The organism is Rhizobium sp. P2_G9 (assembly GCF_056403475.1).
In genome coordinates, this window is the sequence record NZ_JBFUFK010000027.1 from 111,033 (window position 1) to 132,832 (window position 21,800).

17 protein-coding genes are annotated in these 21,800 nt (G+C 62.0%); 2 read left to right on the plus strand and 15 right to left on the minus strand.

Going from position 1 to position 21,800, the window contains the following annotated elements; all coding sequences use genetic code 11:
- Positions 1-46 precede the first annotated feature (46 nt).
- Complete coding sequence (locus AC1DYF_RS22155) at positions 47-1,186, minus strand: CaiB/BaiF CoA transferase family protein (protein WP_477878928.1); 1,140 nt, start codon at positions 1,184-1,186, stop codon at positions 47-49.
- A 115-nt stretch (positions 1,187-1,301) separates the two neighbouring features.
- On the opposite strand from AC1DYF_RS22155, the gene AC1DYF_RS22160 reads away from it, so the two are divergent.
- On the plus strand, positions 1,302-2,267 hold the full coding sequence (locus AC1DYF_RS22160; protein WP_477878929.1) for a LysR family transcriptional regulator: 966 nt from the start codon (positions 1,302-1,304) through the stop codon (positions 2,265-2,267).
- A gap of 150 nt (positions 2,268-2,417) precedes the next feature.
- The gene (locus AC1DYF_RS22165; RefSeq protein WP_477878930.1) at positions 2,418-3,869 is read left to right on the plus strand and encodes an aldehyde dehydrogenase family protein; all 1,452 of its coding nucleotides are present in this window, start codon (positions 2,418-2,420) and stop codon (positions 3,867-3,869) included.
- Positions 3,870-3,887: 18 nt separating this feature from the next.
- Here the strand turns inward: AC1DYF_RS22165 and AC1DYF_RS22170 are convergent, their stop codons facing one another.
- From AC1DYF_RS22170 to AC1DYF_RS22235, 14 genes are all read right to left on the minus strand, one after another.
- Positions 3,888-4,706, minus strand: coding sequence for an HTD2 family dehydratase (locus AC1DYF_RS22170; RefSeq protein ID WP_477878931.1), 819 nt, complete (start codon positions 4,704-4,706; stop codon positions 3,888-3,890).
- Positions 4,703-6,016, minus strand: coding sequence for an MmgE/PrpD family protein (locus AC1DYF_RS22175; protein ID WP_477878932.1), 1,314 nt, complete (start codon positions 6,014-6,016; stop codon positions 4,703-4,705). Before AC1DYF_RS22175 ends, AC1DYF_RS22170 begins: the two co-directional genes overlap by 4 nt.
- On the minus strand, positions 6,013-7,194 hold the full coding sequence (locus tag AC1DYF_RS22180; RefSeq protein WP_477878933.1) for an acyl-CoA dehydrogenase family protein: 1,182 nt from the start codon (positions 7,192-7,194) through the stop codon (positions 6,013-6,015). Before AC1DYF_RS22180 ends, AC1DYF_RS22175 begins: the two co-directional genes overlap by 4 nt.
- Before the next feature lie 106 nt (positions 7,195-7,300).
- Positions 7,301-8,239 carry a LysR family transcriptional regulator gene (locus AC1DYF_RS22185; protein ID WP_477878934.1) on the minus strand — a complete coding sequence of 313 codons (939 nt, stop codon included), beginning with the start codon at positions 8,237-8,239 and terminating at the stop codon, positions 7,301-7,303.
- Positions 8,236-10,095 carry an SLC5/6 family protein gene (locus AC1DYF_RS22190; RefSeq protein WP_477878935.1) on the minus strand — a complete coding sequence of 620 codons (1,860 nt, stop codon included), beginning with the start codon at positions 10,093-10,095 and terminating at the stop codon, positions 8,236-8,238. The genes AC1DYF_RS22185 and AC1DYF_RS22190 overlap by 4 nt, the downstream gene beginning before the upstream one ends.
- Positions 10,092-10,559 carry a hypothetical protein gene (locus AC1DYF_RS22195; RefSeq protein WP_477878936.1) on the minus strand — a complete coding sequence of 156 codons (468 nt, stop codon included), beginning with the start codon at positions 10,557-10,559 and terminating at the stop codon, positions 10,092-10,094. The genes AC1DYF_RS22190 and AC1DYF_RS22195 overlap by 4 nt, the downstream gene beginning before the upstream one ends.
- A gap of 259 nt (positions 10,560-10,818) precedes the next feature.
- Positions 10,819-13,023, minus strand: coding sequence for a flotillin family protein (locus tag AC1DYF_RS22200; protein ID WP_477878937.1), 2,205 nt, complete (start codon positions 13,021-13,023; stop codon positions 10,819-10,821).
- A gap of 47 nt (positions 13,024-13,070) precedes the next feature.
- On the minus strand, positions 13,071-13,760 hold the full coding sequence (locus tag AC1DYF_RS22205) for a bacteriorhodopsin (protein ID WP_477878938.1): 690 nt from the start codon (positions 13,758-13,760) through the stop codon (positions 13,071-13,073).
- Between the two features lie 21 nt (positions 13,761-13,781).
- Positions 13,782-15,200: an ABC transporter permease gene (locus AC1DYF_RS22210; RefSeq protein WP_477878939.1), complete on the minus strand. Its 1,419-nt coding sequence runs from the start codon at positions 15,198-15,200 to the stop codon at positions 13,782-13,784.
- Positions 15,197-16,540: an ABC transporter permease gene (locus AC1DYF_RS22215; RefSeq protein WP_477878940.1), complete on the minus strand. Its 1,344-nt coding sequence runs from the start codon at positions 16,538-16,540 to the stop codon at positions 15,197-15,199. The genes AC1DYF_RS22210 and AC1DYF_RS22215 overlap by 4 nt, the downstream gene beginning before the upstream one ends.
- A 66-nt stretch (positions 16,541-16,606) precedes the next feature.
- A complete protein-coding gene (locus AC1DYF_RS22220) occupies positions 16,607-17,551 on the minus strand; it encodes an alpha/beta fold hydrolase (protein WP_477878941.1) in 945 nt (314 codons plus the stop codon).
- Between the two features lie 14 nt (positions 17,552-17,565).
- The gene (locus tag AC1DYF_RS22225; protein WP_477878942.1) at positions 17,566-17,970 is read right to left on the minus strand and encodes a hypothetical protein; all 405 of its coding nucleotides are present in this window, start codon (positions 17,968-17,970) and stop codon (positions 17,566-17,568) included.
- Positions 17,963-20,212, minus strand: coding sequence for a YbhB/YbcL family Raf kinase inhibitor-like protein (locus tag AC1DYF_RS22230; protein WP_477878943.1), 2,250 nt, complete (start codon positions 20,210-20,212; stop codon positions 17,963-17,965). The genes AC1DYF_RS22225 and AC1DYF_RS22230 overlap by 8 nt, the downstream gene beginning before the upstream one ends.
- A 74-nt stretch (positions 20,213-20,286) precedes the next feature.
- Complete coding sequence (locus AC1DYF_RS22235) at positions 20,287-21,468, minus strand: ABC transporter substrate-binding protein (protein ID WP_477878944.1); 1,182 nt, start codon at positions 21,466-21,468, stop codon at positions 20,287-20,289.
- Positions 21,469-21,800: the final 332 nt, after the last annotated feature.

Consider the following 21,800-nt stretch of genomic DNA (forward strand, 5'->3'; position numbering starts at 1 on the left):
GCCTGAGTTTATCGACGGGCGGACACTTCCATCAAGGCGACCGGCATCATCCGGTCCTCTTGCCATGGGAGTGGAATTCGGCCCGCAACGCTGCCGAATGCTGTCCAAGTGCCGGCACTGCGCTTGCAGTGACGCTATCGCCGGGAATGTTGATGCCACGGCCCATCATCTCGACCGGTCCGGTCGGTGTCTCCGTCGTCACGTGACGGGCTTGCGGGTGTTCTAGCAGATCATCAATCGTCGAGAGCCGGCCGCAGGCGATGCCGGCTGCGTTCAGCCGCTCGACCGCTACCTCCCGACCCAGACGCGAGAGGACCGCAGCGATCAGCGTCTCGACCTCCCTCATATTCGCCACCCGGTCGACATTGGTTGCGAAACGCGGATCATGGGCGAGAGAGGGATCATCGAGGATTTTTTCGCAGAGCGCTGCCCATTCCCGGTCATTCTGCACCGAAAGCAGCAAATCCCGCCCGTCGGCACAGGTGAAGGCGCCATAGGGTGCGATCGACGGATGCCTGAGGCCGACCCGCTTCGGTGCGGCACCACCGTAACGGGTCTGCAGATAGGGCACGTTCATCCAGTCCGCGATCGTGTGGAACAGCGACACTTCGACCGTGCGGCCACGGCCGGTGGCATGCCGGCCGATCAGCGCCTGCAGCACGGCGGAGAAGGCTGTTTCGCCCGCCGCGATGTCGCAAACGGAAATGCCGACGCGGGCGCTGCCCTCCGGCGTGCCATTGACCGCCAGCAGGCCGCTTTCGCCCTGGATGAGCATGTCATAGGCCTTCTGGTCGCGATAGGGCCCGCTTTCGCCATAGCCGGAAATGGAGACATAAATCAGCTGCGGATGCTCGGCCGTCATCGCCTCGGCGCCGACGCCGAGACGGGCAGCGGCACCCGGTGCAAGGTTCTGTACGAAAATGTCGGCCGCCGCGATCATGCGCTTGAGCAGTGCCAGGTCCTCGGGCTTGCGAAGATCGAGACAGATCGACTCCTTGCCGCGGTTGATCCAGACGAAATAGGCGCTTTCGCCATGCACCAGCCGGTCATAGCCGCGGGCGAAGTCGCCTTCCGGCCGCTCGATCTTGATGACGCGGGCGCCGGCCTCGGCCAGCCGCGCGGTCGCGAGCGGTGCCGCCACAGCCTGCTCCAGCGACACAACCAACAGGCCGTCAAGATCACGCATAGGCCGACTCCTCCATTCACGAGCAGACGTTAGCGTTTGGTCGCTAGAGGCGGAAATATCGGTTTCCTTGACAGGCTAGATCAAAGCCGACTAACTCCTTGTCAGGGAGACAGAAATGGATATCCGGCACCTCAGATATTTCATCGCGATCTCGGAGGAACGATCGCTGTCGGCCGCGTCGCATCGCCTCGGCGTCGCGCAGCCCTCCCTTTCCCAGCATGTCATCAAGCTCGAGGAAGAGCTGGGCGTACAGCTGATGGTGCGCTCGCCGCGCGGCATCCAGCTGACCGGCGAAGGGCACCTGCTGGCAAGCCATGCCCGCGAAATCTGCCTCAGCCTTGATCAGTGTGTCGCCGCGATGAAGGAGGCCGGAGGTGCGGTGCGCGGCACGGTGGCCTTCGGTCTGCCGCCTTCCGTCTCCATGGTCATGTCGGTGCCGCTCGCCGAAACGGTACGGGTCGAACTGCCCGATGTGCGGCTGCAGGCCATCGAATCCATGAGTGGCTATATCAAGACCTGGCTCGAAGAGCAGAAGATAGACATCGCCTTCCTCTACAGCCTCGACAAACACGAGAATTTTCGTGTGACGCATATCCTTGACGAGGAACTCTGCTTTTTCTCCGCGCCGGACAATTGGCCGCTCGACACACCGCCGGGCATGCCGGTGCCATTGCGAGCACTGGCCGATCTCGAACTCATCTTGCCCGCCCCGGCGCATGGGCTGACCAAGACGATCACCAAGCACACATCCGCGCTCGGCATCGACCTCAATGTCGTCATCGAAATGGATGCGATGACGCAGATCAAGGAACTGGTCGCCCGCGGCTCCGGCTACACGATCTTCGCACCCGCAGCCGCCCATGACTTTGTCGCGCGCGGAGAACTGGTGAAGTCGCCGATCATCGAGCCGACGATATCGCGCCCGGTCTATCTGGTCACCAACAGCGCCCGCCCGTTGAGCCGGGCCTGCAGGGCAATCGAGCGCATCACGCTGACGGTGGCCCGCGATCTCGTCCGCCGCGGCATCTGGGAGGGCCGGCTTGTCGCCGAAATAGAGGACATGCTCGATCAGCCGGGTTAGGCGCTTTTGCGCATGTACCTGAAGCTGGCGACCGCCTTGGAGTGAGACGCCTATTCAGAAATACTATGGCTGCCAGAGCCTTTTGCGATTTGACCATCCGCCAGCCTCTTCCCAGACTGCGCTCGCAATGTTGCCGGCAGGAGGTGCACAATGGGCGCGGATATCTGGTTCGACACCGACAAGATTCTCGTTGGAGGACAGTGGCAGGATCCTTCCTCCGGGGAACGGCTGGAGCTTCTCAACCCTTCGACCGGTCTGCCCCTGTGCAACATCGCACGCGGGCGCGAGGCTGACATCGATGCCGCCGTGGATGCCGCCAAGGCAGCCCGATCCGGCGCCTGGGGCCGGCTGACGGCGGCCGAACGTGGGCGGCTGATGCTGAAACTGTCGCAAGCGATCCTCGACCGGGTCGATCAGCTTGCCCGTATCGAGGCGCTGGATGTCGGCAAGCCGTTGAAGCAGGCGCGCGCCGATGCCGTGACCATGGCGCGCTATTTCGAATTCTATGGCGGAGCCGCCGACAAGGTGATGGGCGACACCATTCCCTATCTCGATGGCTACACGGTCTGGACGATCCGCGAGCCACACGGCGTGACCGGGCATATCGTTCCCTGGAACTATCCGATGCAGATCCTGGCGCGCTCGGTGGCGGCGGCCTTGGCGATGGGCAATGCCTGCGTCATCAAGCCGGCGGAAGAAGCCTGCCTGACCTCGCTGGCCATGGCGCGGCTGGCCGAGGATGTCGGCTTTCCCGCCGGCGCCATCAATATCGTGCCCGGCCTTGGGGCAGAGGCTGGGGCGGCACTTGCCGCTCATCCGGGCATCAACCATCTCTCCTTCACCGGCTCGGTCGGGGTCGGCACACTGGTGCAGCAGGCGGCGGCGAAGAACCTGGTGCCGGTGACGCTGGAGCTCGGCGGCAAATCGCCCCAGGTGGTCTTCGCCGACGCCGATCTCGAACGGGCCCTGCCCTTTCTTGTCAATGGCGGCATACAGAATGCCGGCCAGACCTGTTCCTGCGCCGCCCGTATCCTGGTCGAACGCAAACGGCATCAGGAAGTGGTAGAGCGCATGGCAGCACGCTATGCCGCATTGCGCGTCGGCCCGGCCATCGACGACCTCGATCTGGGGCCGGTGATTTCGGCCCGGCAGAAGGGGCTGATCGAAGGTCTCCTCGCGCAGGGTTCGGAGCTTGAAGTGGCAGCGCGCGGAACCATTGCGGACGGCGCGCCGGATGGCGGCTTCTATCTGCAGCCGACGCTGTTTGCCGATGTGCCTGCAGATCATCTGCTTGCGCAGAGGGAGATTTTCGGACCGGCCCAGGTGATCATCCCCTTCGATGACGAGGCGGAAGCGCTCGCCATCGCCAATGGCACGGATTATGGGCTGGTGGCGGGTGTCTGGACGGAGAACGGCTCTCGGGCGCTCAGGATGGCGCGGGCCATCCATGCCGGCCAGGTTTTTCTCAACAATTATGGTGCCGGTGGTGGGGTCGAACTACCGTTCGGCGGTGTCGGCAAATCCGGACATGGGCGCGAAAAAGGTTTTGAGGCACTCTACGGCTTCTCCACGGTCAAGACTGTCGCCGCCCATCATGGCTGAGGCGGCGCATGGCCTTGCTCACGCTGCTGCTCGGCTGGTCATCGTCACGATCCCGTCGTCGGTTCGCACCCGGAGCTCGATTTCATCGTCGCCTTTTCGAGCCTCGATCACAGCCGGAATGCCTGCGATCAGAGGCGAGACCCCGCGGTAACTGAAGCGCGTGGGCGCATGTCCCAGAAGCTCGGCGGCGAGGTTGAGCATCAGCAATGCCTGCATCGGCCCGTGGACGACAAGGCCAGCATAGCCTTCGACATTGCGCGCGTAGGGCTCGTCATAATGAATACGGTGGCCGTTGAAGGTCAGCGCCGAATAGCGGAACAGCAGGGTGGAATCGGTCACCAGCGGGCGTTGCGCGACGACATCCCAGCTTTCGGCCGCTACAGCGGCCGGACGGGCGCCCGGTTTGGGGTCTTCGCGATAGACGACATCTTGCCGCTCGCGCAGGCGGACCGTACCGTCGGCGCTGTAGGCATGGTTGACGGTGACGAAGCCCAGCCGTCCGGAACTGCCTTCCTTGAAGGCAATGTCGGCGATCGTCGTTTCGCGGGTGACGGCGTCGGAGGAGGAGAATGGGCTGACGAATTCCAGTTCGCCGCCGGCCCACATGCGTCGCGGCAGCGGCAGCGCCGGCAAGACCAAGCCTGTGCGCGGATGGCCGTCGCGGCCAAGATCCGCAGCCGGAAAAAGATCGGGAACAAATGTCCAGTGAAAGCCGAGCGGCACCTCCGAGGGCGCAAGCAGCCCGTCGAACGTCGTGCGGAACATCTGCAATTGTCTCTCGGAGATGGTTTCGGCGCGCGCGCTCGTGCGGCCGATCCAGTGTTCGTATTCGCTCATGGTTGCCTCAACAATTGGCCAAGCTCGGCGGCCGGCAGGCCATCGAGATCGGTCACGGCTTTCCATATTCCCTGCGCCTCCGATCCGATAAGCTCGACGGCCTTGGTGCGCAGCCCCCGCTCGATCTCGGCGGCAGGCAATCGCGCCGACAGATCATGCGAGAACGGCACGACCCTTCCATTGGTGAGGACCACCTCGCCGACGGCCAGCATATCGCCGACAGCGGCATCGCCGGTGACATGCACCCTGGTGGCGAAATCGGCGAGCCCAGGATCATCCGCAAGCGCGTCCGTATAGGTACGGTCATTCGATGTCGGAATTTGCCGAAACACCATGCCAGCCAGCCAGGCATAGCTGAACTTGACTTCCAGACCGGTTCTCGGCCGCTTGATATCGCAGACAGAGAGCCAGCGCGGGTTGGTGAGTAGGCGTATCCCGGCAATCTCATCCATTTCCATTCCGGCCCGAACGGCGGCCAGGGCTTCGATCATTGCATGCGTGCCGTGGCAGCAGGCATGCAGCTTGTATTTGATATCCTCGAAGAGGAAAGTCCCCGGCGGCGGATTGTCCCATACGCCCCGCGCTTCGTCGGGCGCGTCGGAATGGGTTGGAACGAAGGCCTGGGCACCCATGAGGCCATCGTCGGCCGAGGTAAAGCCGGCCTTGGCAAGAAGAGCGCATTCCACCCCGTTGGAGGCGGCGATGCCGGCATTATAGGGTTTGCCCATGGTGCCGAATTGCGATTTGAGTCCGGAGGCGCGCGTGGCGGAGAGCCCAAGGGCAACCTGCATTTCCGCGCGGCTCAGCCCGAGAATGCGGCCGGCGGCAATCGTGGCGCCAAAAGCGCCGGCCGTGGCCGTCTGGTGAAAGCCCCTGTTGTAGTGGACCGTGCCAAGCACCATGCCGATCCGCACCGAGGCCTCGGCGCCAAGCAGGAAGGCATCGGCGACCGCAGCACCCGATGCGCCGATCATTTCCGCCGCTGCCAAAGCGGCCGGATAGATTGCCACGGAGGGATGGCCGATATGGCCGAAATGGGTGTCGTCATAATCCAGCGCATGGCTGGTGGCGCCGTTGACCAGCGCCGCAGCCCGCGCCGGCAACTGGCCGCCGCCGATGACGGAGGAGATTGGTTTTCCACCCTCCGCCGCTGCGAAATCCCTGAGAATTTTCGCCAATGGCTCGTTGCGGCCCGCGCGACCGCAGACCATCCAATCGAACAGCGAAAACCGCGCCACCACTCGGGCCGATGGCGGTATCGCCTGGGCCGGCAATGCCGCAAGGTCAAGCACGTGGGAGAGTGTCGTCATGCCCTGCCCTCCCCGTAGGATTTCGGCAGACCCAGGACCTGTTCGGCGATGTAACAGAGAATGAGGTTGGTCGAGATCGGCGCCACCTGATAAAGCCGCGCCTCGCGGAATTTCCGCTCGACGTCATATTCCTCGGCGAAGCCGAAGCCGCCATGTGTCTGCAGGCATGCCTCCGCCGCTTCCCAGCTTGCATCGGCGGCCAGCATCTTGGCGGTATTGGCTTCGACACCCGGATTGTGGCCGGCATCATACATGGCCGCGGCGCGATAAACGATCGCTTCGGCGGCCAGCATATGTGCATAGGCGCGCGCCAGCGGAAACTGCACGCCCTGGTTCTTGCCGATCGGCGCGCCGAAAATGATGCGCTCTTTCGCATAGGCCGAACCCTTGTCTATGAACCACTTGGCATCGCCGATACATTCCGAGGCGATCAGGATTCGCTCAGAATTCATTCCGGAAAGGATGTATCGGAAGCCCTTGCCCTCTTCGCCGACAAGGCTCGAGGCGGGAATGCGGACATTGTCGAAAAAGACTTCGGTGGTGGCGTGATTGATCATCGCCCGGATCGGACGGATGGTGATGCCATTGCCCACCAATTGCCTGAGATCGAGCAGGAAGACGGACAGGCCATCCGTCTTGGATTTCGCCTGGTCGCGCGGCGTCGTGCGGGCAAGTAGCACCATAAGATCGGAATGTTCGGCGCGCGACGTCCAGATTTTCTGGCCGTTGATGATGTAGCTATCACCATCACGTCGCGCCGTCGTCTTCAGCGCCAGCGTGTCCGTGCCGCTGGTCGGCTCGGTCACGCCGAAGGCCTGTAGCCTCAGCGAGCCATTGGCAATGCCTGGCAGCCATTGGCGCTTCTGCTCCTCGCTGCCGTGGCGCAGCACCGTGCCCATCGTGTACATCTGCGCATGACAGGCGGCGGCATTGCAGCCGTTGCGATGGATTTCCTCGAGGATGACGGCGGAGGCCGTGAGGTTGAGACCCGATCCGCCATATTCCTCCGGAATCATCGCAGCGAGATAGCCTTCCTTGATCAGCGCATTGACGAAATTTTTGGGGTAGGCGCGCCGGGCATCGAGATCACGCCAATAGCTGCCGGGAAATTCGGCGCAGACCCTGGCCACGCCCTCTCGTATGTCGGCATAGTCAGCGGTCGGGTTGAATGTCGTCATGCGATGCTCCTGTTCTTTGCCGATCGCCAGATTCGTCGGAAAGGCAGAGGATGTGAAATATCAAAACCTGATCGAAGCTAGCCGAGACACCTATGACCAACCCGTCTCAGTAAACCGCTTCCATCGTCTGCTTGATCTGGCGCGCTCTCGCCAGGATGCTGTCGGCAAGCCCGTCGGGAATCCCGTCGCCGGTGAGTTCTGGCTGTAGAAGTGCTATGGTGCGCACCATGCCCGGCTCATCGATGATCCTGGTTTCATAGAGCCCTTCGGCCGCATCGCCAGCGACGGAGTGATAGGGAAGGATCGTCGCATATTCCCCAGTGCCGTCACCAACCAGTGCCTTGACAGCGGTCAGGCTGTCGAGTTCGAGCGCCGGCACCAGCGGATGGTGTCGCTCGCTGCAGACGGTATCGATGATGCGGCGCAGCTGATGGATCCGGCTCGGCAGGATCAGCTTCATCGTGTCGATGTCTTCGAGGCTGAGCGTCGGCTTGTCCGGCACGTCCTGGCTTGCCAGTACCAGGCGTTCGGAGAGAAGATTGGTGATCCGCAGATTGCCCGGCTCCGGCGGGCTATAGGTCAGCGCCAGATCGAGGCGGCCGGCTTGCATCAGATTGCGCAAGTCTCCAGAATAGGCCTCGATGACGTTAAGCGCCGCCGCACCCTGCCCCTGGCGCAGGGCCTCGCCGATGTGATCGAGAAAAAGCGGCACGATTGTCGGGCATATGCCCAGCGTCACCCGGGCCGGACTACCGGAGAAATGCTCGCGCAGGTGGTCCACAAGGCTGTCGAGGCTGTCGAGATGCCGGCGTGCCTCACTCACCAGGTAGGTTCCTGCTTCCGTCGGAACCGCGCCGCGGCCGCTGCGGGTGAAGAGTGTCACGCCAAGCTCGCCTTCAAGCAGCTTGATCTGGCGGGTCAGCGCCGGCTGGGCAATGCCGATCGCACTTGCTGCCCGTGAGACGCTGCCATTGTCGCAGACGGCGACGAAGTAGCGCAAACGCCGGATATCCATGCCATTCCGCTCGGCCTTCATGGAATTCATCGCTCCATCACGCGCGCAAGGCCGGCAGCGATCCATGCCGGAGTCGGACGGCGTTCAGGTTTTTGTGCAGGCAGCTGTCTCAAACCCTCCTCACTGGTGAATCCAAGCCGCGATCGATAAGCGAGCCACCAGACGAGCGGCACACCGATCAGCCAGAACAACAGTTGCCAGACCCACAAGGAGGGGATGCCGAGCGCCGCCGTGCGGGTGGTGAAGATCGGCTGGCTGAAGAATGTGTTGCCGAGGATGGCGCCGGGGCCGATGGCGAGGAAGGCCCAGATCAGCGTCAGCGACCACAGTGCCCCGCGTGCGTTGCGGCCGCCGAAGTCGACATGCCAGCGAGCCGCGAATTCACCATGCAGGCGGTCGCGCTGGTCCCGCTCCGCGCCACGCCTGGTGAAAATCGACACCAGCAGGACTGCGGCGAAATTGAATGACAGTCCCCAGACCACCGAATGGATGGTCAGCGGCCAGCGGCCCCATGGCAGGCGCACGAACAGGCCTTCGATCAACACCAGCCCCGCTGGCTCGGTGAAAAAGACCATGAGCATGCCGAAAATCAGGCCGGTGATCACCGCACTGCGGCTGATCCAGGGCGCGAAAGCCAATCCCAGCAGCGCCGGCAGCAATTGTGCCGCCGTCGGCAAAGCGAGGCTGGCAAAAATGGTTGATGTCAATGGCGCGTAAGCTGCGAGCATTGCGACCAGCAGATAGGCGATCGCAATCCCGATGCGGGCGGCTAGCCGTTGTCCGGCACGGCTGAGATCAGGCAGGACATAGGCGGTGATCAATTCCCGCGTCAGCAGGATTGCGCCTGTCGCGGTGAAAAACGAGATGGCGAGCTGGGCGGCCACGAGAAAAACCAGAGCAAGGCCCGCACCGATGAAGATGTCGACGGCACCAAGCTCAGTCGCAAGCGACGCAATCCCATGCCCTATCCGCGCTGCGAGAAAGGGCATGACGACAATGAGGATGCCCGCAGTCAGGCCGGAGATAATCCACACGCTGCCGCGCGCCAAGGCCGAACCGCTTTTCGAGCTTATGCCGAGATAGAGGAAGGCCGGCGACACGACGGCGCCGATGAAGGCCAGCGCCGTCGACGCGATGCTCACGCAGGTGAAGAGGCCGCCGGCAACCTGGCCCTTGCCGATGCCGGCCGAATATTGGATCACACCCGGGATCTGGTCGGCCAGAATCCCTTTTGCCACCGGAATGCCGGCATGCAGGAAACCTGGGGAGGCAAGAACGATCTCGGCAAAACCGCTCACGGTCAGGGTCAGCACCGCGACCAGGACCGATTGCAACGCGACAATGAAGATCGTCGCGCGCCATCCGCCGATGACGGCAGGCAGGAAAAGGAAGAAGGCTTCTCCCCAGATGGCCGTCACACGCGGGATCGCTCCGCCGCTGATCTCGGCAATCAGGCTCCCGGTGCCGGACAGCAGGCTGGCAGACAGTGGCAACCCGAACAGAGCCGCAAGCGCCATCATCACGATGCGCAAAGTGATGCTCTGGTAATAAGCACCGATCGCCTCGCCTGGGCTCGTCCAACCGGAAATCCTGGCGGCAAGCCATATCCGTTTCTGAATGAGCAGCATGGCCAGCGCCGCAAACAGCAGGCCGATCGCGACGTGGCTGGCCTGCAGGCCAAACGTGCTGGTCAGGACAATGTGGTCCGTCAGGCGGTAGCTGGCGACGCAAATGCCGCCGAACGAAAACATCACCGCCCATCCAGGGAGGGTCGGCTGGCCGCCTTCGAACCAATCGGATGCAGGCGCCGAACGCGCCATGCGGGCGGCGATGTAGACGCCGTAGGCGGCAAGGACCGTGAGGAGAATGACAAGCAAAGACGTCATTTGCGGCCTCTCCGATCCCGCAATTGCGAGGACCGCTTGGGGTTGTTGTCACGAATGATGTCGAAGAACTCGAAGGCACCGCGCGCACCTGCCCGGGTGACCATGTAGAAGATTACGGTCGCCACCAGCACCGCCATCCCGCCAACCACAATGAGGAAGTTTCGTTCCGCGAAGCCTGGGGCAAACAACGTCGCCATCACGAAAGCCAGGACGCCTGCGAGAAACAGCACCAGTGCCAGCGCCACCTCGGGGGCGGTGAATCCCGTGTGCAGCACCGCATTGACAACGACATGCGCAGCAAAGCCAGCGAGGATCGCACCGAAGCCGGCAGCAATCCAAAGCGGTCCGCCTCCGCCGAAGCCATAGTGGAACAGCGCCAGGGCTACGAATCCCGCCGGGATCCACACCGCCATGACGAGACCATGCCGGTCAAGCCGTGCTGCGCTGTCGTCTTCGGGTGTCATCGGTCAAATTCCTCCTATGCCTGCGCGGCAATTGCATGTGACCTGCTGCATAAGTCGCTTGCTCCCTCTTCTCCCCAGCGGGGAGAAGTGCCGAACGAATGTGAGGCGATGAGGGGGCGCCCCACCCGCGGCAGCCCCCTCATCCGGCCCTACGGGCCACCTTCTCCCCGCCGGGGAGAAGAGGGAGTCCGGCGTCAATGCCCCGGCCAAACGCAGCGTTTCGCTCATATCCGACGATTCTCCCCCCTCCGATCACCCATCAATCATCATCCTTGCCGGACTTGCCGCCCGGCACTGGCGGGAAATTGCGGAACGACATGCCGCCGGCCGAACCGAGATTCTTGAGCGGCAGGCCGATCTCCTCCATCAGCCCGTCGACGAAGGCCACCTGGGTGCGGTATTTCATCGCCGAATTGACGACCTGGTCGGGAATATTGCCTCCCGACGGCGAACCACCACCGCCGGCGCTGCCGGTTTCGGATGGGCTGTTGAGGCCAGGCAGGCCATCGACCTGCAGGATCTTGATCGATTCGATGTTCTCCATCGGCTTGACGCTTTCGCGGATGATCTGCGGCAAGGTCTTGACCAGATGCTCGTAAATGGCGCTGCGGCGGGCCTCGTCGCTGCGCATGTTCTCCGCCTCGTTGAGCTTGCGATTGCCTTCGGCATCCGTCTCATAGCGCACCTCGGCGGCCTTGGATTCGGCAATCTCGCCCTGGGCGCGGTGTTCGACTGCGAGCTTTTCGGCTTCAGCATGTTTGACAACCCGAAGAGCTTCACGCTCCGCCGCCGCCTCGGCGGTGATGACCTCCACCTTCTTGTTACGCAAAGCGCTTTCCTCGGCGCGCACTGTCGCCACCTGCTCTTCGACAGCAGCGAGTTGCTTGCGGGCTTCCGCCTCGCTGGTACGGGCAACAGCTTCCTCGATTGCCTTGTTGACCACGGTGATCAGGCGCCGTTTCTCGGCGAGATCGATCTCCATGTCCTGCTCGATGACGAAGCGGTCGATATATTTCGAGGCGGCGATGCGCATCTCCTCGATTTCACGATTGGCGACGATCGCCGCATCCTCGACCTTGCGCAGGCTGACGGTCTCGGCGAGCTTGATACTTTGCTGCTTGGCGATCTCCTGCTGCGCGACATCCTCATCCTTCTTGATGCGCTCGACCTCGATGGCGTGCTTCTTGGCGATCACGGCCCGCTCTTGTTCCGCCGCAGCCTGCTCGTTGGCGACGCGGACGAGTTTTTCCTTATCGACCGAGAGGAGCTCGATTTCCCTTTGGGTGTCGAGGCGGCGTGCCTCCACATCACGTTCCCGATCGAGCCGCGCGTGTTCGATCTCGGTGGCGGTGCGGCTATCGAACACTTCGATCTCCAGCCGCGACTTGATCTCGGCTTCCCGCACCTGCCGCTCGCGCTCGATGCGCTCGGCTTCGATCTGCTGCCGGGTGAGGATGCGTTCCGTCTCCAGCCTGGTACGCGAAGCGATCTCGATGAGCTCGGTTTCCTTCTGCCGTTCGATCTCCAGTGCCCTGAATTCGTTCTGGGTCCGGATCCGCTCGGAATCGATGGCGTGATCCTTGGCGATCTGGATGCGTTCGGATTCTTCTTCGGCCTTGAGCTTGGACTGGGTAATGGCTATCGCCGAGGTCGACCGTTCCGCCTCGATTTCGGCAAGCTGGGCAACGCGTCGGATCTCGATGGCGCGCGCCTGGTCGATGCGGGCATATTCGAGGTCTCGATCGATCTCGAGCGACCGCTGTTCGGCTTCATAATCCCTGAACTTGATGTCGATGCGAGCTTCGTTCTCGATCTTGTTGCGCTGTTTGCGGCGCGACTCGATCTCTTCGGTCAACTGCGTCAGACCTTCTGCATCGAAGGCATTTGCCGGATTGAAGACCGAAATATCGGACTGGTTGAGGGATGTGAGAGAGGCGTTTTCGAGTTCGAGGCCGTTGGTGCCGAGCGTCTTGCCGGCGATCTCGGCGACGCGGCCGATGTAGCCGGCGCGGTCCTGATGGATCTCTTCCATGGTCATCGAGGCGGCGACCGACGACATCGCGTCGACGAACCGGCCTTGGATGATCTCCTTGAGCGCCATCGGGTCTTCGGTGCGTGACCCGAGCGTGCGTGCCGCGGTCGAGACGCCTTCCGGGGTGGCGACGACCCGGACGAAGAACTCGGCGACCAGATCGACGCGCATCTTGTTGCGCGTGATCAGCGACTGCTCGCCAATCCGGCGGATTTCAACCGGGATGGCGTTCATGTTGACCACGGTTATGTCGTGGATGATCGGGATCACCAAGGCCCCGCCGCCCATCACCACCCTCTCGCCACCGGAGCCGGTGCGCACAAAGCTCTGGTCCTTGGACGAATGACGGTAGAGCCAGTGGAGGAGATAGACCCCCACCGCGATGAGGATTGTCAGCAGGATAATGATTGCGATTGCATCAGCACCGGTCATTGTCGTGTCCTTTCGTCAGGCAGCCGCCTTTGGAAGTTCGGTCGCGCTCAGTAGCGTTCCTGGCCGGCAACGGCCAAAACGATGAGCGACGGAGTGATGAGATTGATGAGATCGAAGAGCGTGTAGAGAGCGACGACGCCGGAGGCCTGCCCGGCTCCAATGACAACGTCGACGAAGTGCAGGATGGGATAGATGGCCCAGCCGATCGTCAGGATCAGGCGGATCCAGAAATATCCGAGCCGCACCGGGCGGCTACTTTTGCGCACGATGTCGGCCATGGCGCCGAAATACATTTCGCCGAGGATATAGAGCCAGAAGCCGATCGAGAGCAGTACGCCAAGCGTGCCGTTGAAGAAGCCGGCATCGCCGAGATAACGCGAGAACACCATCAGAAGGGCCGCTGCGGTCATCCGCCAGAAGACGCCGACCGGCACCTTGCCGAGGGCTGAGACGAAGAAATAGATGGCCGCGACCTGCAGCGGATGCACTGTGAACCAGGCGGAAAAGCGGATGCCGCCGCTCGTCTTATGGGCCGTCAGCCACAGCGAGGTCGCACCGACATAATCGAGCGACGATGCCAGGGCGGCGACGCCGACCATGGCGAGCGGCACCCGCCATTTCTCATTGCTCCAGCTCAGTCCGAGGAAACACAGGATCGCCGTCGAGAAGGTGGCCAGCAGGGCGCCGGCATAGGCGCTGCTGACCACATCCTGTGTTGTGTAGAGTGCTCCGAACATGTCTTTCCCCTTAGACTTGCCTTAGACTTGGGCTCTGATGTGCGGTGACCGGCCGTAAAGGGCCACCATCGGCAGGATCAGAAGACCGAAGATGAATTGTTGCCACTCGTATTTCAGACCGATGCCGATCAGGAACGAGCTCAGGACCTGCAGAACCAGGACGCCGATGACCGTGAAGCCATAGCCGCCATAGCCGCCCATCAGCGAGGTTCCGCCGATGACGACCGCAGCCAGCGTGGTGAAGAGATAGGGGTCGCCGACACCGATATAGCCGCCACCGGACCAGCCGAGCAGCAGCGAGCCGGTCAGTGCAGAGAAGACGCCTGATATCGTGTAGGCGAGCGTCCAGTATTTGAGCTCGGAGACGCCGATCAGTCTGGCCGAGCGGCGGTTTCCCCCGAGCGCATAGACATAGCGGCCATAGGCGGAATAACGCAGCGCCACGATGACGATAATGGCGAGCGCGATCCAGATGAGGATGGTCGGCGGAAAAGCCAGCCCGAAGGTCTTGCCGTTCATCGCTGCAAGATTCTGCAGCCAGGGCGGCACGGTGCCGAAGACATTGCCGGAAAAGGCCGAGCCGATCGAGGTGAGGATCTGCGTCAGGCCGGCCACGGCAAAGCCGACGCCGAGGGTCAGGATCAGTGCCTGTCCCTGCAGCCTGTAGCTCAATATCCCGTTCAGCAAGCCGATGGCTCCGCCGATCACCAGGACGAAGCCGACCGCCACATAGGAGGGGACGCCAAGGCTGATGAGGAACAACAGGCCGATATTCGAAGCACCGATCAGGAACGGGATCGACAGGTCCAGACCACCCATCAGCGCCACCAGCGTCTGTCCGACGCAGGCAATGCCGAGAAACGAGGCGAACAGCAGGATCGCCTTGACATTGGCGGCCGACAGAAAGCCTTTGATCGTGAACGACGACACGACGATCAGCGCCACGAGCACGATCAGGCCGATGAAGGCGCTGCGGCCATGGGCGAAATAGCCCGAGACCTTGAAGGCGAACAGCAGGATCGCTTCCAGCACCAGGAAAGCAATCAGGTTGGTGATGGAGCGAAAGCCCGGCACCGATGCAGTGACGATCAGATAGGCGATCAACAGGATCGCCATGGAGATGATCATCACGCGATTGGCCTGCCAGAAGCTGCGATTGCCTGAAGCGGTCTCCACTGCGGCCGGCAGCTGCCGCTCGGCCCGCCTGCTCTCGAAGATGACGACGACATAATTCAGCAGCCAGAGCAGCACTGCGACAGAGACGACCGTTGAAAGAATAACCTCCTGCGCCTTCATGCCCTGGCCAAAACCGACGCCGAAGCCGATGGCGGCGATGATGACGGTGAGTGCGAGATTGATCCAGATCATCACCGCCGATCGCGGGATCGGCAGCAGTTGCAGTCTGGGCTCGCGGCCAGGACTGGGATTGATGTCGGTCACGGCTGGGCTCCCTTGATGAGAGGCAGATGGCTTTGCCATGAGATCACGGCAAACAGCAGCACAAGCAGGACTGCGATGAACAGATAGAGGAACAGGCCGAGGTGACGCGTCCGCGCTTCGGCATTGATGACGCGTGCAATGAAGACGAATATTGCAAGCGCGCCAACAACCAGGAGTGCGGCGGCCTGGATCGGCGACAGGGCAATGCCTAGACCGCTATCCTGCGCCGGAACCGTGATCAGATAGCGGGTCAGCAGCGGCCCGGCCGGAACTGCGGCTGTCTCCGCCGGCAGATAGCTCGCCGATGTCGCCACCTGCAGCATGATGCCGATCACCACTGAGGCTAGAACGACGAACGCACCCCAGGGCGAAATGAACGAGATATGCCGGCCGATGATCGGCACAAGCAGCGTCAGCAAGAGCGACAGGACGAGGATGACGCCATAGCTCATCTGCGTGACGAAGGCCTGGATCGCGCCGAAATTGAAGGTCGCGAGCACGAAGCCGATCAGGTAGAGATTGACGGCGCCCAGCAGTGCGCCGGTGACCCCACCGCGCCCACCCGCCAGACTGACGCCACCCAGAACGAGCGCGGTGACCGCCGTCAGCGTCATCGTCGTGCCCTGGGTCGGATCGCCGGACGAGATGAGCGCCGTGTAGCAGATCGCACCGAGACCGACGAACAGTCCGGCGATCACATGGGCGCCGATGCGCACGATATTGATCCGCACCCCACTCGTCCAGGCGGCCCGCTCGTCGTAACCCATCATGCGAAGGTTGGTGTAGAATGGCGTCAGGGTGAAGAGCAGCCAGCCGGCAGTGGCAATCAGGACGATCAGCAGCACAGGCGAGAAAATCGTCTGGCCAAGACCCCAGCTTCCCATCCAGTCCGGCGCCGTGCCGCCGGGACGCTTCAGGATCACCAGATTGATGCCGGAAAGCGCCAGGAAGCCGGACAACGCCACGATGATCGGCTGCACCCTGACCCAGATGACGATAAGGGCGAAGATAAGCTGGTAGATGACGCCGAGCCCCAGCGCGACGAAGAACACGCCGAACGGACCGGTAACCACGCCGAGCATGTTGAGCTTGACGATCGACACGTTGATGAAGGCAAGCAGCGGCCCGACCGCCAGATCGACGGTACCGCGGCCGGCGACCGCCAGCGACATCAGCGAATAGGTGGCAAGCACCAGGGGGGCAGCGACGATGATGGCGCTGCCGAAACCGGACAAGGATACGAGGCTTGGATTGCGGATGGCAGCCGTGCTCAAGAGCACCGCGATCAGAAAGATCGGCACCAGAAGATAAGTGCTGGTCGTTGAGGATCGTTCCGACATGATGGCGGTACTTTTGTCCATGGGCGAAGGGGTCAGGCGCCGCCCCGGTCGGCGCCTGAACGTTTCTTAGAGATCGATGACGCGACGGCCGCTCGGCCGAGCATTCGACGCGGACGCCTGCGTCGCGGTTGAAGGCGCCATGCCGCGCCCGGAGCCGCGGCGTTCCGGATCGTTCTGCAGGATCTTCTTGAGCACTGGCGTGATCACATCCTTGAACTTCGCCGGATCTTCCGATGTCGGGAAATGTCCGCCGGAGAAGATTGTAACCTCGCTGTTCTTGACCTTTTCCGCGGTGCGTTCGGTCATTTCCGGCGTGCAGGCGAAATCATATTCGCCGGTGAGGAAATAGATCGGCGTCCGGCCGGAAATCTTGCTCGTCTGGTCGCGGAAATCGCTGTCGACGGAGTAGAAATACAGGTCGCCCTTGAAAATGCCGGGGCCGCCCTGGGCGTAGTACCACCAGGTCTCCCAGCGGTAATCATCCGGGCTCTCCGGCGACATCAGGCCGAACACGGATGTCGCCACCGCCTCGCCGCCATGGATATGCGGATGGTGCAGCGGATAGATCCACCATCCGGGCGAATAGTCACAAGCTTCCAGCGCAATCAGCGCCGAGAATTCACTCTCGTATTTCAGCGCCAGGTGCAGGCAGATATTGCCGCCCATGGACTGGCCCATGACCACCGGTCTTTTGAGATCGAGTGCCCGGCAGAAGGCGACGATGAACTCGCCATAAAAACTGGTCGTCAGCTTGTATTCGTCCTCCATCAGATGGAAGTCGGCTGGCGGGATCGACTTGCCGTGCCACGGCATGTCGAAAGCGATCACCCGGAAATTGCCTGATATATCGGGGTCGCAGAGCTGATGGCGATATTGCCTGCCATCGGTGCCGGCGGTGTGCAGGCAGACCATGGGAATGCCCTCGCCGGTTTCTTCATAATAGGTCCGGTACGTCTTGCCCTGGCAGGTCACGTAGACATAGCGCCCGATGATCGGATCGTGCTGGTTCATCTTCCCCTCCCGGATCACACTTGCCGCATCAGCGACAGCATCCGCGTCAAGGCGCGAATGTTCTGCCAGAACGGAAGCTGGTTGCCGTCAATCACCAATTGTTTGTGCAACGGATGCGCCATTGCCCAGATGTCGTTGAACATCGGCGGCGGGATCGGCTGGCTGAATTTCGACCAGGCGGTGGACGGTGCCCTGAGCGCGAATTCGAAGCCGAAATCGTTGGGGACGAGGCCTTCGGCAATCCTGACGATCTTGCCGCTGCGCACCTCGATCAGGAACTCCGTCTCGTCCACACCGAGCACGAAGCGATTGGTGAAGAACTTGCCGATCACCGGCAGAATCCTGTCTTCATTGACGCAGCGCGCCCAGCGTTCGATCCATTCGAGATCGAAGCTCTTTCTGCTGCCGTATCTACTCATGCAGTCCTCCTGTCAGTTCGGCAGATGTTTCCAATATTGGCAATGGTTTGCGGGCCGGCCCGTAGACGGCGGTGAACGAGGCCTGGTCTATGGCGACCGGCAAGACTGCGGCGGCGAAGGCGGCGAGATCCGCGTCCGGAGAGATCGACAGTCTCTGTGTCTTGAGGGCGTAGAGGGTGAAGACGTAACGGTGCCGCCGGTCCGGCGGCCAGGGTCCGCCCCAGCCTCTGCCAAAGCCCGGTATCTTGAAAGTGACGAAGTCGGAGTTGAGCTCTACAGCCCCTCTCGGCATGGCGAGGCTGCCGCTGGCCCCCTCGGGCAGGTCACGGATATGGCCGGGAATGTCGCAGACCAGCCAATGGGCGAAACTGCGGGGGAAGTTGAAGGCTTCCGGCAGGTCGGGATCGGTCACCGACAATGCAAAGCTTTGCGTCCCCTCGGGAACGCCGGACCAGCGCAGTCTCGGCGACAGACGGCTGTCCTCCGAAAAACGCTCAGGAATGACCGCACCCTGAGGAATATCCGGTGCGATGAGCAGGAAGCCGGACTGGTTCATCTGATCCTCATTGGTTGTTTTGCTGGTGATGCGGACCGGCCGCGCCGCCGGCCGGCCATCCTCCGCCCAGATGGACCGGAACAGCGGACCGGCGGCGACCACGTGATCACCGTCATCGCTCGCGTGATGGTGCGGATCAGCTTCCTCCTCAGCCACGGCCTCGCCCGGCAGCGCAGCCGTCGCCCGCCGGCCGAACATGGCGTTGAGGATCACATGCGTGTCGAAAGGCGGTTCGAAATCCGAGGAAATGGTGCCGTTGCGGAACACATGCACCCGTGAGCAAAGATTGAGGAATTCCTCGATCTCAGAAGACAGGAACACGACCGCATTGCCGCGGCCGGCGAATTCGCGCAGGTTGCGGTAGAGATCGAGCTTTGCGCCGATGTCGATGCCGCGCGCCGGATCGTTCAGCACCAGCACGACCGGCTTCTCGGCAAAAGCCCTGGCGATCAGCACTTTCTGCTGATTGCCGCCCGAAAGTGAGGTGATCAGATTGTCCCGGTCACCCATCTTGATGGCAAGCTTGCTCGATTCCCATTCGAACACCGGCACGAGCTTGGTGCGGTTGATGAAGTTGAACCAGCCACCGGCCCGATAAGCCCTGTAGACGGGCAGCATCATATTCTCGAAAATGCCGAGATTGGCGAAGATGCCCTCCTTCTTGCGGTCGCCCGACACATAGCTGATGCCGTTTTCGCGGGCCGAGTGGAGATCGGCAACGGTTTCCGCCACTTTCTCCCGGATCATGGCGATACGGCCGCCCATCAATGGCTGAACGCCGGCGATCGCGCGGACGAAATCCGCCTGGCCCTGGCCATCGAGCCCGGTAATACCCACCACTTCCCCTGGATAGAGCGTGAAGTCGAAGGGCGCCGCCTCGGGCCACACCCGGACCTCGCTCATGCGCAGGACGGCGGAATCGGACAGCCGGCTCGCCGAGACCTGACTGCCCTGTGCCTTTTCCCGCTCCGGGCCGGCTATGAGGGCGAGGATGCGCGCCTCGGTGATTTCATCCTTTTCGAGCGTCCCAACGGTCCGGCCATCGCGCAATACCGTGGCTCGGTCGGCGATGCGCACGAGTTCGGCAATGCGGTGCGTGACGATCATGATCGCACAGCCGTGCTTCTTCATCTCCCGCATCTTGCGGAACAGGCGCTCGGTGGATTCAAAGTCGAGCGCGGCAGAGGATTCGTCGAGGATCAGCACCTTGGGTTCGGTGAGCAGCGCTCGCATGATGGTGATCCACTGCTTGATCGACAGCGGCAGCTCTCCTGCGGGCATGTCCAGATCGATCGGGAAGCCAAGCAATTCCGCCATCAGGGCGCCGGCTCTGCGATACCGCTCTTCGCGTGGCAGAGATGAGCCCAACAGGCCATCGGCACCCAGATAGAGATTGTCGAGCACGGAGCATTCGTCGGCGACGAGCACTTCCTGGAAGACGTTGGAGATTCCGAGTTCACGCGCCTCATGCGGGGTGGTTGCAGCCTTGCCGAGGATGGAAACCTGGCCGCTGTCGGGGATCAGAACGCCGGAAATCACCTTGGCCAGTGTGCTCTTTCCGGACCCGTTGCCGCCGATAATGGCGTGGACTTCGCCCTCGAAGGCCCGCAGCGACACGCTGGCCAACGCGACGGTCGGACCAAAGGTCTTGCGCACCTCGGATATTTCGACGGAGACGGTGGCCATCGCAGCGTCCGGCAGGAGTTCAGGTCAGAAGCACCGCCATGGACCTCAGCCCATGGCGGTTGCTCGCGGCATCGTCACTTCTTGGGAGTGTATTTTTCCGGATCGGCCGGGTGCAGGAAGAACTGGTCGAGATAGGAAGCGCTCGCCCATTTGTCGATGCCCGGATGGTACCAGCCGTCGGAGTCCTCGCTGCAATCTGCCGGGATCGCCTTCATCATCTCGTCCTTGGACATGGTGATCGGCTTGGCGAGGATCGACTGCACCTTCGGGCCCTGGCCCTCGAGCGTCCGCATCATGATATTCCAGATCATCTCGAAATCGTCGCCGGGCGGCCAGGCATGGATTGCCGACGAGATGAAATCCGGATTGTGGCGCCAGTAACAGAGCGCACCAAGTTCAGAGCCGATGGTGATCGGGATCATGTCCCGGCCGGACTGTTTCATGGCCCGCAAGGCACCGAGTTCGGAGGCCGATTGGATGATGATGCCGTTGAGATCTCCGGGATTGGTCGCCATCCATTTCTGGATTTCCGCCTGCGCCACCTGGTCGGTCCACATGCCGGCGATCTGGCCTGCGATGGTGATATCGGGATATTTGGCAAGTGCCGCCTGGATGCCGGTGTTCTGGCTGTCGGATGCGGAGGTGCCGGGAATACCCTCGACGACCAGCACATTGCCCTTGCCGCCAATCTCCTTGGCCATCCATTCTCCGAGCATACTGCCGCCGACAACGAAGTTCGCCGAGGAGTTGATCGAATAGGGGCTGGTCAGGTAGCCGATGCCGGAAAACACCGGTACGCCCTTGGAATGCGCATATTCGACCGTCTGATTGAGAGCCGTCGGATTGGAGCAGCAGACGATGATGGCGTCGACACCCTGGTCGACCAGCTGGCGCATCTGCTGGATCTGGACGGAGTCATTCAGGTTGGACTGGGTGATGATCACGTCGGACACCAGGCCCAGCTTCTTCCATTTGGGAATGATCGTGTTCTGCAGGCGATCCATGACCGCGGCGCGCCAGGTATTGCCGGCGTAGCTGGATGCATAGCCGATCTTCCACGGCGGCGGCCGCTTGGCGACGAAATCGCGATAGGCGCTGTCACCGATCGGCTGACTTGGGTCGAGCATCGCCTTGGAATAGAGCTCTTTCTGAATAGTGTCGGGAAGCTCGTTCACGCCCGCGATGGCGTGGCCGGCAAAGGCAAGGGATGAGGCAAGCGCCATCGTTCGCAGCGACGCTGCGGCAAAGCTTTTCATGAAATCCTCCCTGGATGCTAGATGATCTAGCGCGTGGCCCTCCTCCAGGGCCGGCTCGATAGTCCAGGAAAGCCGCACAAACGCAAAATAGGTTTTTCGTATACCCGCTATACTGTGGAGGTATAGGCTTCACGCACCTTGCGCATCGAGTTTGCGGTCCTGGGACGTGCAACTGCCACTGTTGCTAGTACCTCTGCACAGAGGATTTGACGGTTTGGTTTGGCTGCAATGTTGGCAGGCAGTTGTGGTGGATGAGTAGTTCGACACTGCGTGCGATGCGTGGCTGCCTGCGGATCAGGCCGTTGCTTTCGAGCGTGAGCAGCATCTGGTGG